The organism is Ruicaihuangia caeni (assembly GCF_029952955.1).
Lineage (GTDB): Bacteria > Actinomycetota > Actinomycetes > Actinomycetales > Microbacteriaceae > Ruicaihuangia > Ruicaihuangia caeni.
On sequence record NZ_JASATX010000003.1, the window covers coordinates 171,618 to 187,734 of the forward strand.

Here is a 16,117-nt window from a genome sequence, read left to right on the forward strand (position 1 = left end):
GCGCTTTCGCGCATCAGCCGGCGTAGTCCGGCGCGGGCGGCAGGCCGAAGAACTCCTCGAGTGTGGGGATGCCGGTGCGGTGCAGCTCTGCCGCGAGTTCCGGCCCGACGTAGCGGAAGTGCCATGGCTCGTACTCGTAGCCGGTCACCGGCGTCATGCCGTTCGGGTACCGCAGCGTGAAGCCGAACCGCCACGCGTTGGCGGCCAGCCACTTCCCGTGCGGCGTGTCGCCGAAGCAGGCCTGCAGCGCGCACTCCGCGGGCAGTGAGGAGATGTCGATCGAGAGTCCGGTCTGGTGCTCGCTGTGACCGGGCCGGGCGCTGGTGCGGTCGGCGCCCGCTTGCCCGAGCGACGACACCCAGCTGTTGTAGACGTCGACCTGTGTGGTGTAGCTGCGGTAGGCGCTCTGCGACTGCAGTTGCAGCCCCGTCTCGGCGGTGAACGCGGCGAACATCTCGACGACGGCATCCGCTGCCGCTTTGCGCAACTGCGGGGTGTAGACGTGCGGCACCGGCACCTCGACGAGATCGTCGGGCGCGTAGTCGAGCGGTTGCAGCGGGCGCAGCTTGTTCGCGACGACCCAGTAGCTGCTGGCCGCATCGATCGACTGCGCGGTCTTGTCGAACTCCGGCTGCGCGGGAGGGGCTGACGGGGTGGGCGTCGCGGCCTGAGGCGGGGCGTCGAGAGTCGGAGACGGCGACTTCGACGGCGCGGATGCCGGCGGCTGATCGCCCGCGCCCGTCGCTGCGGCGACGATCGCCCAGACCACCGCCACCAGCGCGATGCCCGCGACGATGCCGAGCACCACCGCACGACGCCGACGCACCGCTGGGGACGGTGCACGTTGTGCGCGTTGGGAGCGCTCGCCCCCGCTCGGCGTCGTCTGCTGGTCGCTCACCGCACCAAGGCTACGCGAGGCTGCCCCTCACAGGCGGTCAAGCACCAGAGGCAAAGATGCTGCGCATCGTGTAAATTTGCACTCCACGCAATTATGAGTACAACGCCGAAGAATCACTCGAGCACGCCCGAACGCACGCGTACCGCCGAGCAGACGCCATCGAAGCCCCGCCGAGGGTCGCGCGGCGCTGCCCGCGCCCAGGCCATCGCCGAGGCCGGCGGCGTCATGACCCATCGCGAGATCCTGCTCGTGATCGCCGGCCTGATGGCCGCGATGTTCCTGTCGTCGTTGAACCAGACGGTCGTCGGAACCGCGATGAAGACCATCGCCGACGACCTCGACGGCATGGCGCTGCAGGCCTGGGTGACCACCGCGTTCCTCATCATGTCAACCGTCTCGACACCCATCTACGGCAAGCTCAGCGACCTCTTCGGCCGTCGCCCGCTGTTCCTCGCCTCGATCGTGATCTTCTTGATCGGTTCACTGCTGTGCGGACTCGCCAACGACATGGTGCAGCTCGCCGCGTACCGTGCTGTGCAGGGGCTCGGCGCCGGCGGACTCATGGCCCTGCCGCTCACGGTGATGGGCGACATCCTGGCGCCTCGTGAACGGGCGAAGTACCAGGGCTACTTCCTCGCGGTCTTCGGTGTGACGAGCGTGATCGGGCCGCTCATCGGCGGGCTGTTCGCCGGACTCGACGAGATTCTCTTCATCTCCGGCTGGCGCTGGGTGTTCCTGCTCAATCTGCCCATCGGCGTGATCGCGCTCATCATGGTGATGACATTCCTCCACATCCCGCACACGCCGCACCGCTCACGCATCGACTGGTTCGGGGCGGTGCTGGTGATCGTGACCGTGGTGCCGCTCATCCTCGTCGCCGAGCTCGGTCGCGACTGGGGCTGGACCTCGCCCCTGTCGGTCGCCATGTACGTCACCGGCGCGCTCGGGCTCGTCGCGTTCATCCTGGTCGAGCGCAGGATGGGCGATGCCGCGCTGATCCCGCTGAAGCTGTTCCAGTCGCCCACCTTCTCGATGGTCACCGTGCTGAGCGTATTCGTGGGCGTCGGCATGTTCGGCGCCCTCATGACGGTGCCCCTCTACCTGCAGATGGTGCAGGGGGCGACCCCGACCGAGAGCGGCTACCTCATGCTGCCGATGGTCGCTGGACTCATGCTCTCGTCGATCGTCGTGGGCCAGCTCATCGCACGCACCGGGCGGTACAAGATCTTCCCGATCATCGGCACCGGGATGCTGTCGGCCGCGTTCCTCTGGCTCAGCTTCGCCACCGCCGACAAACCGTTGTGGTTCATCATCGTCGGCATGGCCGTCGCGGGGCTCGGGCTCGGCCAACTCATGCAGACGCTCACGATCGCCAGCCAGAACTCCGTGGGCCACCGCGACATCGGCGTCGCGACCAGCTCCGCGACGTTCTTCCGGCAGATGGGCGGAACGCTGGGCACCGCGATCGTGTTCTCCCTGCTCTTCGGCGCTTTGCCATCCACACTGCGCGCGGCCTTCGGCGACCCCGCTCTCATGGGTGCCCTGCGATCGGCGGCCGCGGATCCCGCGGTGGCAGCCGACCCGGCCAACGCAGCGGTTCTCGAAGTGCTGCAGCATCCGGCGCAGCTCGGCGAGACCCTCAATGGCGACACCTCGTTCCTGATCGGCGCCGACCCTCGGCTCACCGCACCGTTCCTCGACGGCTTCGCCGACGCGAACACGCAGGTGTTCTTCTTCTGCTTCGTCGTGGTGGCGATCGCGTTCGTGCTCAGCTTCTTCCTCAAGGCGACGCCCCTGCGCGAGAAGTCAGCGATCCAGGAGGCGCACGAGCACGCGCGGAAGCAGGACGACCGGCAGCAGCCCGAAGACGCGCGATAGGCGTGGAGCTAAAGGACTCGACCAGAGTTCAGTCTGACCAGAACGGGGTTTCGACCGGGTCGCCCGCTCAGACGATCAGCGCGGAAGCGAGTCGCGCACGGGCAGCACCATGGGCACCCCGTCTTGCACGATGACGCGCACCGCAAGCCCATACACCCCGCCGATGACCTCGGCGTCGAGCACCTCGTGCGGCGTTCCTGAGGCGACCAGCCTTCCCCCGCTCAGCAGGGCGATGCGGTCGGCGTAGGCACCCGCGAGCGAGAGATCGTGCAGCACGACGACGACCGCGCGGTCTTCAGCCGCGAGCGCCCGCGCCGTCAGCATCACGTCTTCCTGATGGCGCAGATCGAGGGCAGCGGTCGGTTCATCGAGAAACAGCAGCTGCGTGCGCTGGGCGAGCACGCGCGCGAGCGACACCCGCGCCTTCTCACCGCCTGAGAGCGAGGTGTAGCGGCGTCCGAGCAGGTGCGAGACGTCGGTGGCTTCGACGGCATCCGTCACCGCTCTGCTGTCCTCGTCAATGCGCGAGGTGCGGTTCCAGGGGGAGCGCCCCATCTGGATGACCTCGATGGCACGGAACGGGAAGCTCACGGCGTTCTCCTGCGTGAGCACCGCCCGGTGGCGCGCGAGCTCGAGCGGCCGATAGTCGCCGATGGGCCGGCCGTCGAGCTCGATCGCCCCGCGGGTGGGCCGCGCATCGCCGCTCAGAACTCCGAGCAGGGTCGACTTGCCCGCACCGTTCGGACCCACGAGCGCGAGCACCTCGCCCCGTTGAATCTCGAGCGAGACCCCGTCGAGGATCACGGTGCCATCGCGCACCACGTCGACGTCGCGAGCGACGAGCAGACTCATGCCCACCCCCCGCTGCGCCGACGCTGCCGGAAGAGCAGGAAGAAGAAGAACGGGCCGCCCACGAGCGAGGTGAGCATCCCGATGGGCAGATCCGCGCCGGCGATGAGCACACGCGTGAGCAGATCGGCGACCACGAGCAGGGCGCCGCCGCCGAACGCGGACGCGATGATCAGGGGCCGGTGCGCGGGCCCGATCGCCATGCGGATGATGTGCGGCACGACCAGGCCGACGAACGAGATGATGCCGACGAAGGCGACGCCGATGCCGGTGAGCAGGGCGACGAGCAGGATGCTGGCCATGCGCAGCCCCTCGACGTTCACGCCGAGGTGCCGCGCGTTTCGCTCGCCGAGCGCGAGGAGGTCATAACGACGACCGAACGCGGCAGCGACCGCCGCACCGAGCACGCAGACGACTGCGACGAGGAGCGCCTCCGACCAGCGCGCGCCGTTGAGCGACCCGAGCTGCCAGAAGACGATCTGCTCGCGGCTCGACGAACTGCCCATGAAGAGCACGAAGGCGAGGCCCGCGCCCGCGAAGGCATTGATCGCGATGCCCGTGAGCAGGAGCGTGACGACCTCGGTGCGCCCGCCGCTGCGCGACACGAAGTAGACGATGAAGGTGGCGAGCAGGCTGCCCGCGAACGCCAGCACCGCAACGCTCCAGTTGCCGAGCGCGGTGATGCTGAAGGCGATCGCGATGGCCGCGCCCAACGCCGCACCCGACGAGACTCCGACCACTCCAGGCTCGGCGAGCGGGTTGCCGAAGATCGCCTGCATCACGGCCCCCGCCACGGCGAGCGCTGCTCCGACCATCAACCCCATGACGATGCGCGGAAAGCGCACGACCCATAGGGTCGATTCGACGATCGGATCATCAGGCGCCCAGCCGTTGGCGATGCCCATCGCGCGCAGCAGCGAGCCGATCACCTCGGATGGCGAGACTGGCAGTTGACCGACCATCGACGAGGCGCCGACACCGACCACGAGAACAGCGCCCAGCACGATGCTCAGCGCCATCCCGCGCGCCACCCGCCGGCGGCGAACCACCGGGCGGGACGCGGTCACGGGACCCGGTGGAGCCACGAGTCCGACGAGAACTTCTCGGCCGCCAGCTGATGCGCTGCGTCAAGCTCATCCGAGGTGAGCCGGCCATCGCTCAGGCCGTACAGCTCTCGGAAGGTGGCGACCATGCGCTCGATGATCTCCTCGCGCTCGAGCCCGGTCTGCATGCGAAGCGGGTCGACGCGCTTCGCGGCGCTCACGGTGCCCTTGTCGCTCAGCTTCTCGCGACCGATGCGCAGCACTTCGGTCATCCGTTCGCGGTCCATGTCGTAGCTCATGGTGACGTGATGCAGCACGGCACCGTTCCCGAGGCGCTTCTGGGCAGCGCCGCCGATCTTGCCCGCGGGGCTCGTGATGTCGTTGAGCGGCTGATACGTCGCCTCGATGCCGAGCGATCGCAGCGCCGTGAGCGCCCAGTCGTCGAGGTAGGCGTACGAGTCGGCGAACGACATGCCCTGCACGAGGTCGCCGGGTACGTACAACGACCAGGTGATCACCGACCCGGCTTCCATGAACATCGCACCGCCACCGCTGATGCGGCGCACGACATCGATGCCGTAGCGAGCGGCGTTGTCGAGGTCGACCTCGTTCTTGACCGACTGGAAGCTGCCGATCACGACCGCTGGCTCGTTCCACTCCCAGATGCGAAGCGTCGGCCTTCTGAGCCCCTCGCCGACGGCTTCGGTGAGCACCTGATCAAGGGCCAGGTGCACCCGGGGGGCGAGCGCGCCATGGCGCACCAGTTGCCAGTCGTAATCGCGCCACTCGGTTGCGCGGCGGAGCGCACGACGGATGGCCGTGGCCACGGCATCCGCGTTGAATCCCAGCATCTGCGTGCCCTCTGGCAGCGCCTGCTCGATCACCTCGGCGATGTGGCGCGACTCGCTCGTGACCGGCAGTCCGTTGACGGCCTGGTCGATGGCTTCGAGCGCGCTGTCGGGCTCGAGGAAGAAGTCGCCCGCGAGCCGGAAGTTCGCGATGCGCCCTTCGATGGAGTCCAGGTCGACGACGACGAGCTTGCCGCCGGGAACCTTGTACTCACCGTGCATAGCAGGCAAGCCTAACCAATCCGGCGGGCCGGTTCCTGGGGCACCTTCTCACGCAGCCACTCGACAAGACGCGCGCGGACCTCCGCCTGGTTCAGTTCGTTGAAGATCTCGTGGCGCGCTTCTTCGAAGACGACCACCTCGACGTCTGTCAGCCCACCGCGGCGGCGGTACTGCTCTGCCAGACGGTGGGCGCTCCGGATGCCGCCGAGCGAGTCGTCGGAGCCGATCATGATCAGCATGGGCACATCGGGCAGCCCTCGCCGCGGCCGACCGTACAACCGCAGACCATCACGGACGCCGAAGAGCTTCGCGGCGGTCGCGTTGAACGTGAGCGGGTCGGCCTGGAACGCCTTCGCGACCTCCGGATCGCGGCTGAGCCACTCGTGGCCGGTGCCGCCGAGCGTGCGGTGGCGCTTGTTCAAGTCTCCCGGGTTCATGGTCCACGGCATCCGGTATGCCGTGCCGGTGAGCACGACCCCGGCGTAATCGGCACGCCGTCGATCGAAGATGATCTGCGCCATGAGCGAGCCCCAACTGTGGCCGAGCAGCACCACGGGCAGTTCCGGGTGGCGCTCGTCGATGATGCCCCTGAACTGCACGATGGCGTCGATCGTGGCGCGCAGTCCCCCGGGCCCGAGACGCCCGAGCTTGGAAGGATCGTCCGCCCACTGCTCGACGCCCGTGCGCCCGTGCCCGCGGTGGTCGTCGGCATAGACGGCATAGCCGGCCGAGACCAGGTCTTGCGCGAGCAACTCGTAGCGTGCCGCGTACTCCCCGAGCCCGTGCAGCAATTGCACGACCCCGCGAGGCTTGCCCGGGCTCCAGATCGAGTAGTGGATGCGCACCCCGTACGCGTCGACGAAGCTGTCGTCGCGGCGCTCGACGATGAACTTGGGCATCGCTACTCCTCTCGTCCGACGCTCATTTGTATCGCTTGCAGATCCTCGCTGCGATATTTACTTAGCCTAACTATTTTGTTATCGTTGACGCCGTATGCCACACACTGCGCTCCCCACTGAACTCCGCCTCTCCATAGGTCGTCTGGCCCGCCGCCTGCGCGCCGAGAAGGCCGATCGGTCGATCTCCGACAGCCAGTTGTCGGCGCTCTGGCGCCTGCGAGAGGCCGCCGACTGCACGATGGGCGCGCTCAGCGGAATCGAGGGGGTGACCGCGCCCTCGATGCACCGCACGGTCAATGCGCTCGTGGATGCCGGCTATGTCACGCGCTACTCATCGCCCGATGACGGGCGGAAGGTTCTGCTGCGACTGACGGATGCCGGCGAACGCGTGCTCGACGAGACGTCGCGCCGGCGCGACGAGTGGTTCACCGGCAGGCTGCGCGAGCTCGACGCCGACGAGCTCGCGATCGTCACGGCGGCCGCACCAGTGATCAAGAAGCTCGCCAATTCATGAGCGCGATGTTCCTCGCCCTCAGGGGCATGAACTATCGACTCTGGTTCGCGGGTGCGCTGATCTCGAATGTCGGCCTGTGGATGCAGCGCACTGCCCAGGACTGGCTCGTGCTCACTGAGTTGACGGACAACGACGCCACCGCCCTCGGCATCAACATGGGGCTCCAGTTCGCGCCGCAACTGCTGCTCGTGCCATGGGCCGGGCTCATCGCCGACCGCTTCGAACGGCGCCATCTGCTGATCATCACGCAGGCGAGCGCGGCACTCCTCGCGGTGGGGCTCGGGGCTCTCGTGCTCACCGGGCACGTCGCGCTGTGGCACGTCTTCGCATTCTCCGCAGCCCTCGGAGTGGTCTCGGCGATCGACTCGCCGGCGCGACAGGCGTTCGTCTCCGACCTCGTGCGGAAGCGCGAACTGCCGAACGCGGTCGCCCTGAACGCGGCATCCTTCAACACGGCCCGTCTCATCGGTCCCGCGGTCGCCGGCGGACTCGTCGTGCTCGTGGGGCCCGGCTGGGTCTTCGTGCTGAACGCCGGCACCTACGCCGCGACCATCACCGCACTGCTGCTGCTGAACGCCAGCACACTCTTCAGGACGCCCCGCGCACCACGGGGCAAGGGTGAGTTGCTGGCCGGCTTCCGGTACGTGCGGCGACGCGGCGACCTGCTCGTGCTCTTCATCGCCGCGTTCATCATCGGCACGTTCGGACTGAACTTCCCCATCTACTCGTCGACGATGACCCGCATCGAGTTCGGGCTGGGCGCGGGCGAGTATGGCGTGCTCTCGTCGATCCTGGCCATCGGATCGATCACAGGCGCGCTCGTGGCGGCTCGCCGCGAGCGACCCCGACTTCGCATCGTGTTCGGAGCAGCCGGACTCTTCGGCCTGGCTTGCCTGCTCTCCGCGGCCATGCCGAGCTTCTGGAGCTACGCGGTCTCGCTCATCGTGGTCGGCCTCGCGTCGACGACGTTCATGACCACCGCGAACGCCACGATCCAGACGACAACCTCGCCGGTCATGCGCGGCCGCGTCATGGCGCTCTACATGGCGATCTTCGTCGGAGGGACGCCGCTCGGCGCTCCGATCGTCGGCTGGATCGCCAGTGAGTTCGGTCCGCGCTCAGCACTCCTCGTCGGCGCCGCATCGGGCATCGTCACGGCCATCATCGGAGTGGCGTGGATGGTCGTCGCCCACGACCTGCGACTTCGCTACAGCCGACGGCATCCGAGGCGCTTCTACTTCACGCGCGACGGGCAGTCGCGAGAGGCGGCGACCTCGGAGATCGCGATCACTGAGACGATCGCCACGAAGGGGTCGTGACGAGCCCTCGCTGGTGAGCAGCACATCGGGTCGCGGCGCATACCGTCCACGAACTAATTACCCCCAAATGGGGGGTGTGGCGCTACGGCGTGTTTGCCTGTAGCTTGTGTAGCTATCAGCCCCCCTTCGGGGGCGCTGGGAGGAACCCGAATCCTCGCTGAGTGCGACGGCGCACTCGAAGGTCGACCGTACGTTCGGCCAGGCCCTTCCACGTCTGGGGCGCACCCCGAATGCGCGTCAGACGCTATTCCCGCACGCTTGCACATGCCTCGATGCGCCAGGCGCGTCTGATCCGTCACGACCGATCCTGTATACCCGAAACAGGTTGAACCGTGAAGTTCGCCCTCATGGAGGGGCGAGAGATTACCCGACTCGCTCCTGATCGTTCATTCCCTCATTCAAACCCCGATCGCCCTTCTCATGCCCTTTCGGGCATTGGTGTGGCGCGCAGGATCCGGCGATGACCCGAGTCGCCGTGAGCCCCATTCCCGGCGTGCGCCGGGGCGTGTCACCTGGACGACTCGCGGTCGGCGGCCACCGTGCCGCCGCCGCGGTCGCTCCAGCAACCGGCACCCGCTGGTGCCGGAGCTACCGCCGCCGTCTCATCGTGACGGATGCCGTCGTGATCGCGACAGCGGCGTTCGCACCCATCGCTGCGATCGCAGCGGCGCGCGGCATCCTTCCCGCCAGCCCGCCGTTGTGGATCAGCGCGTCGCTCGTGACAGTCGTGTGGCTCCTCGCGCTTGCCGTGTGGCGCACTCGCGAGACTCGAGTCCTGGGCGTCGGCGCGACCGAGTACAAGACCCTCGCGGGAGCCAGTGCGACGACATTCGGCCTGCTCGCTGCGGTGTTCCTCGCCGCTGATTTCGAAGGCATCCGCACCTCGTTCATCTCCACGATGGTGGGCGGCACTGTGGCGCTCATGCTCAGCCGGTGGCTGTGGCGTCACTGGCTCACACAGCAACGTCAGTACGGCCACTACCTGTCGAAGGTGATCGTCGCCGGAGCCCCCGACGAGGTGCGCTACATCGTCGACCGCCTCGAGAAGCGCACCGGTGCCGCGTACCGCGTCGTAGGCGTCGCACTCGACGAGCCCTCCACGGGAACGCTCGCGACCGACACGGGAGAGGTGCCCGTGGTGTGCGGACTCGACACGGTGACCGAGACCGTGCAGCGCGTCGGCGCCGACACGGTGATCGTCACCGACCACACCGAGCGCGGTGGCACGTACCTTCGTGATCTGGGGTGGAAGCTGGAGGGCACGAGCGCTGAGCTGGTTGTCGCGTCGAGCCTGACGAATGTGGCGGGCCCCCGCATCCATCTGCGGCCGGTCGAGGGACTCCCGCTCATGCACGTCGAGCTGCCGCAGTTCGAGGGCGGAAAGCACGTGCTCAAGCGCGTGTTCGACGCGACCGCGGCAGGGCTCGCACTGCTGCTGCTCATGCCGTTGCTCGTCATGGTCGGCATCGCCATCAGGCTCGACAGCAAGGGGCCGGCGCTGTTCCGGCAAGAGCGGGTCGGACGCGGCGGCACGACCTTCATGATGCTGAAGTTCAGGACGATGGTGCCCGACGCGGAGTCGATGCTCGACGGCCTCGGCAGCGGAGACAGCAACGGCATGCTGTTCAAGCTGCGCGATGACCCTCGGGTGACCCGCCTCGGCAAGCTGCTCCGCCGCACGTCGATCGACGAGCTGCCGCAGCTGTGGAATGTGCTCACCGGCGAGATGAGCCTGGTCGGTCCCCGCCCGCCACTGCCTCGTGAGGTCAACCAGTACGAGCCGCACGTGCACCGGCGGTTGTACATCAAACCCGGCCTCACCGGCATGTGGCAGATCAACGGCCGCTCTGATCTCAGTTGGCAGGAGAGCGTGCGTCTCGACCTGTACTACGTCGAGAACTGGTCACTCACGACCGATCTGCTCATCCTGTGGCGCACCCTCAAGGTGTTCGTCCGACCAGACGGGGCGTACTGATGCACGCCGCGGCCATCCACTCGCAAGAATTTGCGACACAGCGGATGCCGCGGCGATCCGCCCGGAATCGTCCAGCCACGCCAGGCCCCGTCCCGGCGTCAATCGGGAGGCGCGTCGGCGGCCACCGAGGATGGCGTGGCTGGGCCCCGGGTCGAATCGCTCCCGCCGATCCGCCACCGTGGCAGGTTCTGCTCCCGCGGACGCAGGCCCTGCGCAGCTGAAAGGCGCGGCGTATGCACATCGCGATGCTTGGCACCCTCGGCATGCCGACGCGAACGGTCGCGAGTGCTACGGATCCCGACACCGACGCCGTTATCGCACTCGACGGCTCCGGCGCAGCCGACTTCGGGGTGCTCCCGCAGGAGGTGGGACCTCGCCTTGTGGCGCTCGGCCATCGGGTGACCCTGTACTGCCGCGCAGACCGGCGAGATCCGGCTGAGGAGTGGCACGGCATGCGGCTCGTGACCCTGCGAGCCCTCGGCCCGTCGCCGACAGCGCGCGAAGCGGGCTGGTCGAGAGCTCAATCTCTGGGCACGTTCCTGCAGACCGCCAGGTCAGCGGCGCGGCTGCTGCGAGAGAACACGACCGATACGGCCTTCGTCTTCGGCACGGCGAACGCGATCGCGCTCCCCGTGCTTCGATCTGGCCGAGTTCCCTCGGGGCTCTACCTCGACTCCCAGCAGACCGCCGCCGTGCCGGGCAAGCGTCTGGAGCCGCTCGCCGAACGTGTCGCCGTGCGATTCGCCGACGCGCTGCTCAGCGACGATCAGGAGGTGGCCGAGAGGTTCCGTGCGCAGTTCTCGGCGTTGGTCGAAGTGGTCACCATGTCTGGTGACTCGAGCGCCGTCCCTCGCTCTCACCGGCGACTGGCCGAACTCGACCTCTTCCCTCGCGGGTATCACCTGGCCGTGTCGGCGCGCCCCGACGAAGACCATCTCCCCCAGATCATCGAGGGGTTCCGGCGATCGGGCACTCACCGCCCGCTCGTCATCGTTCCGCGCGTCAGCGCTGTCTCGCCTCGGACCATTGAGCAGCTTGCCGGTGACGACCCACGTGTGCTGGTGCTCGGCGGAACGGCCGATGAAGAACTCATCGCAGAGCTCACGGCGCACGCGCTGTCGTATCTGCACGGGTGCGCTATTGGCCGAGCGGACGCCTCGCTCCGGCACGCGATGGACGGCGGAGCGGCAGTCATCGCGTGGGATGCCGGGATCGGGCGCCGCACGGATGCCGGCGAGGCATGCAAGTGCTCCGGTTCTGCCGATGCGCTCGCGCGCGCGATCGACCTCGTGGACGAGGAACCGCACGAGGCGATGGCGCTCGGAAGCCGGCTCCGGGCTCGCGCGCAGCAGCGCTCGCGATGGGACGCGATCGCCGAGCAGTACGAGCGCATCGCCTTCGCACTCCTTGAAGGGCGCAGCATCCGCGAACCGCGTGCGCACTTCGACCGCCGACGCTGGTCGCCGGACGCGATCGCCGGTTCTTGAGCGCCTCTCAGCGGAGCTGCGCCGGACTCACCCGCCGAGCAGCTGGCTTGCGACCGTCGAGTGCGCAGACTCGGGGTCGCTCGGGTGGAAGAGCCCGGCAAGCGCGTCGCGGTAGAGCCGGGAGAGCTCGTTGCCACCGCTGTACGAGCTGCCTCCCGACACCCGGATAGCGGTCTCGACGGCAGCGCGGGCAATGTCGACGGCCCGGGTCTTCGCTCCGACCAGGTAGCGGAACCAGGCATCGCCATGGTCGCTGAGCTCGTCGACGTCACGCGCGAGAGACTCGAGCTGCGGCGCGATCGAGTCGAGCGCGATCGCCGCGTCGGCCAGTTGCCACCGGATGTCGGGGTCGGCCGAATACGACTCGCCAGTGCGCATCGACATGCGGTGCTTCACTGCGTCGACACCGAGCTCGAGGGCGCGGTCGCCGATTCCCGCATACACCGCACCGATGAGGAGGAGGAAGTTCGCGAAGATCCCGAACATGTACGGGTCAGCGGTCGGCCCGACCGGGAGGATTCGGCCGACCCGCTCGGCGGGCATCTCGACAGCATCCAGCGACGTGGCATAGCTCTGCGTGGCGCGCATGCCGAGCACGTCCCACTCGCCGACCGCACGGTGACCTGGGATGTCCCGAGTGATGAAGCCGTGCACGAGTACCGGGCGCTCGGGGTCGCTGTCGTCACGACCGAAGATTCCGAGGCGCGTCCACGCTGGCGACAGCGAGGTGAAGATCTTCGTTCCGGTGAAGCGGTACCCGCCGTCACCGGTGGGCTCGGCCTTGGTCCGCGAGTCGAACATCACCAAGTCATTGCCGGCTTCGCTGTTGCCGAACGCGAACAGTTCGCCGGCCTCGGCGTCGGCGAGCACCCAGTCGAGGCTGTGATCGCCGCGGTCGTGCAGCACCCGGGCGACCCCGACGACCACGTGGTGCATGTTGATGCCGAGCGCCGTCGCCGGAGCGTACCGGGCAAGCAGGCGCTGATTCCGAACGCCATCGAGCAGGGGCTGCGGTCGCAAATAGCCTGCCTGCCGCAATTCGTCGAGGTCTTCGCTGAAGAACGCGTTGTCGCGGTCGTAGCCGGACGCACGCGAGCGGATGCGCTCGAGCAGCTCGGGACTGAGCACGGAAGAACTTGGGGCCGTCATTCCCCCACGCTACTCAGCGCGGCTGGGCCCGTCATCATCGCCCGTCCGGGCCGGGCTCGGGTTTCGGACACGGGCTGGGGTCGGGCCGGGCTCGGGCTCGGCTCTCGATGCTCTCACTCAGGGCGGACGCCGGCAGGACGTCAGAACAAGGGGCCATCGGCGGCCGGCCGCTCGAAGAGCGCCCGCACCTGGTCGGCGTCGACATCCTCGAGCGCCGCAGGGCTCCACCGAGGAGTGTCGCGATCGACGAGCAGCACCCGCACGCCCTCGCGGGCGTCAGGCATCTCGGCGAGCGCCGTCATCGCCCGGTACTCGAGCTCGAGCGCTTCGCGCAGATCGACTCCCTGCGTGCGACGCAGCAGTTCGAGCGTGGCGACGGCCGCGGTGGGAGACACAGCGAGGATCGCGGATGCCGCAGCCTCGGCATCCTGCCCCCCATCTCCCCGCGCTGACTCACGCAGCGCCTCGACGATCTGCGGAACCGAGTCGCTCGCGTAGCAACGGTCGATCCAGTGCTGCTGGGCCATGAGGGTCGATTCGGGAACCGGCGCCGCGTAGTTCGCGACCGCGGCGTCGATGGCAGCGGCGGCCGCGACAGCATCCGCAGGTTCGTCGAGCTCGTCGAGTGCTATCAGCACTGCCTCCACCAACTGCACGAGGTGGGTGCTCGCGACAGTGGTATCAGCGAAGCCGCAGGCGATCGCGTCGGCGCCATCGAACTGGCCAGAGGTGAGCCCGAGGTGGCGCCCGATGGCGCCGGGTGCGGCGTTGAGCAGCAGAGAGCCGCCGACATCCGGAACCATTCCGATGCGAGTCTCGGGCATCGCCAGCTTCGAGCGCTCGGTCACGATGCGGTGGCTGGCGTGCGCGCTGACTCCGATGCCGCCGCCCATGACAATGCCGTCCATGAGAGCGATGAAGGGCTTCGGGAACTCCGCGATCTGCAGATTGAGGTGGTACTCGTCGCGTAGGAAGGCCGGGGTGAGTGGCGCGTCGCCGTTCTTGTGCAGATCGCCGCCCGCGCAGAGCCCGCGTTCGCCGGCACCGTCGAGCAGCACCGCGGAGACGCTCTCGTCGGTCGACCACTCGGCGAGCGCGTCGGCCATCGCCATCACCATCTCGTGATCGATCGCGTTGAGGGCACGAGGCCGGTTGAGCGTGATGCGCCCGAGCCGCCCCTCGGTGCGCACGATGACGGGGGCATCGCCGAGCGCTTCGCCCGGCGTCGACAGATCGGCAACAGACATGCCGTCAGCCTAAGACGGCGCTCGCTGCTGGCCGGGACAGCGAGCGTGCACGTATTCTCTACCGCCTGATTGGCGCTACGAACTGGACGAGCTCCGCGTGCGCACCGAGCGTCGCCCCGCTAGCGGAGCTCAAGCGTGCAGCACTTGATGCCGCCGCCGCCGCGCTTGAGCTCGGAGAGGTCGACCGGCACCGGTGTGTAGCCCGCATCCTTCAACTGCTCGTGCATACTCGTCGCCTGCGCTGCGACGACGACGTTCTTGCCATCGCTGAACGCGTTGAGGCCGAACACGTCGGCAGAGGCGCGGTCGACCTCGATCGCTCCTGGGAACCGCTCGCGCAGCGTCGCCTGGGAGGCCTCATCGAACGCCTCCGGCAGAAAGGCGATGGCTGCTGGTCCGGCAGCGGTGGAGTCGAGCACGGCGACGGCAGTGTCGAGGTGGTAGAAGCTCGGGTCGACCAGCCTCAAGGTGATGACCTCGCGGTTGAACGCGGCAGCCACTTCGGCATGGCTCGATGAGTCGCTGCGGAACCCCGTGCCGGCGAGGATGACGCCGCCCACGAGGAGGAAGTCACCCTCGCCCTCGTTGATGTGTCGGGGCTCGCGCAACTCGAAGCCGTTCTGCTTGAACCACTCGTTGTACCACTGCGCTTCGGGCTGGCGCTCGGGGTAGACGAAGCTCGCCCCATACGCGACCCCGTCGATCACGAAGCCGCCGTTCGCGGCATAGACCATGTCGGGAAGTTCCTCGACAGGGTCGATCAGTTCGACCTCGAAGCCGAGTGAGCGATATGTGTCGTAGAGATGCTGCCACTGCCGCATCGCGAGCTCACGGTCGGTGTGCTGCTCGGGGTGCATCCAGGGGTTGATCCGATACGCCACGGTGAACCACGTCGGGCGGCACATGAGCACTCGCCTTGGCACCGCTTCGCGATGAGCGGCAGCGGATGCCGGACGAGTCAGAGTCATGGCTCCATGCTCACATGTGGGGCGCGGCCGCGCGATGGCTTGGCTTGCATGATTCCTGCAAGCAACGCCCGGGTTGCGCAACAAAACGCCATAGACTGGCGGCGTGGACAACCTCGACCGGCAGATCATCGAGCAGCTCAGGCTGAACGCCCGCGCCGGCTACGGCGACATCGGCGCGGTCGTCGGGCTCTCGGCATCCGCTGTGAAGCGCAGAGTCGATCGGCTGGTCGAGACCGGCGTGATCCGCGCATTCACCATCGAGGTCGATCCCGCTGTCGACGGTCTGGTCGTCGAGGCATACGTCGAGCTGTTCTGCCGCGGGACCGTCGCACCTGATGAGTTGCGCAGGCTCCTGAGCACGGTGCCCGAGGTCGTCGACGCGGGAACGGTCACCGGTTCGGCCGACGCCGTCGTGCACCTGCGCGCCCGCGACATCCCGGGGCTCGAGGACGCTCTCGAACGCGTGCGCGTCGCACCCAATGTGGATCACACGCGCTCGGCGATCGTGCTCTCCCGACTGATCAAGCGCGACCCCCGCTGACGCGCGCGTACCGCAGCCTCCGCCCGGTCATCGCGCGGCCATCGCGCTGTCACGACGCGGTCACGACGCGCCCACCGCGCCGCCTCACCGCTCTGCGACGCTTCCAGCTTCGACCTCGATCGGCGAGATGCCACTTTCTGCTCGCGATTCGCGGATTCTGCAGCAGAAAGTGTCACCTCGGCTGACGGCGGCGGGTGAGGGGGGGGCGAGGGTCAGGCGGGCGAGGGCCGGTCGGGCGGCGCCACGGGCAGGCAGCGAGTGAGGACGGCGAGGCTCGGGC

General features: G+C 68.1%; 14 protein-coding genes. 6 read left to right on the plus strand and 8 right to left on the minus strand.

What is annotated here, in order from left to right:
- Nucleotides 1-13: 13 nt before the first annotated feature.
- Complete coding sequence (locus QF206_RS08325; protein ID WP_281488754.1) at nucleotides 14-898, minus strand: D-alanyl-D-alanine carboxypeptidase family protein; 885 nt, start codon at nucleotides 896-898, stop codon at nucleotides 14-16.
- Between the two features lie 225 nt (nucleotides 899-1,123).
- On the opposite strand from QF206_RS08325, the gene QF206_RS08330 reads away from it, so the two are divergent.
- Entirely contained in the window at nucleotides 1,124-2,776 is a 1,653-nt protein-coding gene (locus tag QF206_RS08330; RefSeq protein ID WP_281489038.1) for an MDR family MFS transporter, read from the plus strand.
- 75 nt (nucleotides 2,777-2,851) lie between these two features.
- On the opposite strand, the gene QF206_RS08335 is transcribed toward QF206_RS08330, so the two are convergent.
- From QF206_RS08335 to QF206_RS08350, 4 genes are read right to left on the minus strand one after another with little or no spacing between them, the layout of a single operon-like run.
- The gene (locus tag QF206_RS08335) at nucleotides 2,852-3,628 is read right to left on the minus strand and encodes a heme ABC transporter ATP-binding protein (protein ID WP_281488755.1); all 777 of its coding nucleotides are present in this window, start codon (nucleotides 3,626-3,628) and stop codon (nucleotides 2,852-2,854) included.
- Nucleotides 3,625-4,692, minus strand: coding sequence for a FecCD family ABC transporter permease (locus QF206_RS08340; RefSeq protein ID WP_422785372.1), 1,068 nt, complete (start codon nucleotides 4,690-4,692; stop codon nucleotides 3,625-3,627). The genes QF206_RS08335 and QF206_RS08340 overlap by 4 nt, the downstream gene beginning before the upstream one ends.
- On the minus strand, nucleotides 4,689-5,738 hold the full coding sequence (locus tag QF206_RS08345; RefSeq protein ID WP_281488757.1) for a lipoate-protein ligase LplAB: 1,050 nt from the start codon (nucleotides 5,736-5,738) through the stop codon (nucleotides 4,689-4,691). Before QF206_RS08345 ends, QF206_RS08340 begins: the two co-directional genes overlap by 4 nt.
- Nucleotides 5,739-5,749: 11 nt before the next feature.
- On the minus strand, nucleotides 5,750-6,637 hold the full coding sequence (locus QF206_RS08350) for an alpha/beta fold hydrolase (RefSeq protein WP_281488758.1): 888 nt from the start codon (nucleotides 6,635-6,637) through the stop codon (nucleotides 5,750-5,752).
- Between the two features lie 94 nt (nucleotides 6,638-6,731).
- Between QF206_RS08350 and QF206_RS08355 the strand changes: the two genes are divergently transcribed.
- From QF206_RS08355 to QF206_RS08370, 4 genes are all read left to right on the plus strand, one after another.
- Entirely contained in the window at nucleotides 6,732-7,151 is a 420-nt protein-coding gene (locus QF206_RS08355; protein WP_281488759.1) for a MarR family winged helix-turn-helix transcriptional regulator, read from the plus strand.
- On the plus strand, nucleotides 7,148-8,470 hold the full coding sequence (locus tag QF206_RS08360; protein ID WP_281488760.1) for an MFS transporter: 1,323 nt from the start codon (nucleotides 7,148-7,150) through the stop codon (nucleotides 8,468-8,470). The genes QF206_RS08355 and QF206_RS08360 overlap by 4 nt, the downstream gene beginning before the upstream one ends.
- A gap of 460 nt (nucleotides 8,471-8,930) precedes the next feature.
- A complete protein-coding gene (locus tag QF206_RS08365) occupies nucleotides 8,931-10,445 on the plus strand; it encodes a sugar transferase (protein ID WP_281488761.1) in 1,515 nt (504 codons plus the stop codon).
- 233 nt (nucleotides 10,446-10,678) lie between these two features.
- The gene (locus QF206_RS08370; protein WP_281488762.1) at nucleotides 10,679-11,932 is read left to right on the plus strand and encodes a glycosyltransferase family protein; all 1,254 of its coding nucleotides are present in this window, start codon (nucleotides 10,679-10,681) and stop codon (nucleotides 11,930-11,932) included.
- A 27-nt stretch (nucleotides 11,933-11,959) separates the two neighbouring features.
- Here the strand turns inward: QF206_RS08370 and QF206_RS08375 are convergent, their stop codons facing one another.
- The 3 genes from QF206_RS08375 to ddaH form a co-directional block, all read right to left on the minus strand.
- A complete protein-coding gene (locus QF206_RS08375; protein ID WP_281488763.1) occupies nucleotides 11,960-13,081 on the minus strand; it encodes an acyl-CoA dehydrogenase family protein in 1,122 nt (373 codons plus the stop codon).
- A gap of 140 nt (nucleotides 13,082-13,221) precedes the next feature.
- A complete protein-coding gene (locus QF206_RS08380; protein ID WP_281488764.1) occupies nucleotides 13,222-14,328 on the minus strand; it encodes a 3-hydroxyisobutyryl-CoA hydrolase in 1,107 nt (368 codons plus the stop codon).
- Nucleotides 14,329-14,447: 119 nt separating this feature from the next.
- Entirely contained in the window at nucleotides 14,448-15,296 is an 849-nt protein-coding gene (gene ddaH, locus QF206_RS08385; RefSeq protein WP_281488765.1) for a dimethylargininase, read from the minus strand.
- Nucleotides 15,297-15,399: 103 nt separating this feature from the next.
- Between ddaH and QF206_RS08390 the strand changes: the two genes are divergently transcribed.
- Nucleotides 15,400-15,837 (plus strand): Lrp/AsnC family transcriptional regulator, encoded by a 438-nt coding sequence (locus QF206_RS08390; protein WP_281488766.1) that lies wholly within the window; start codon nucleotides 15,400-15,402, stop codon nucleotides 15,835-15,837.
- The last annotated feature ends 280 nt before the right edge of the window (nucleotides 15,838-16,117 follow it).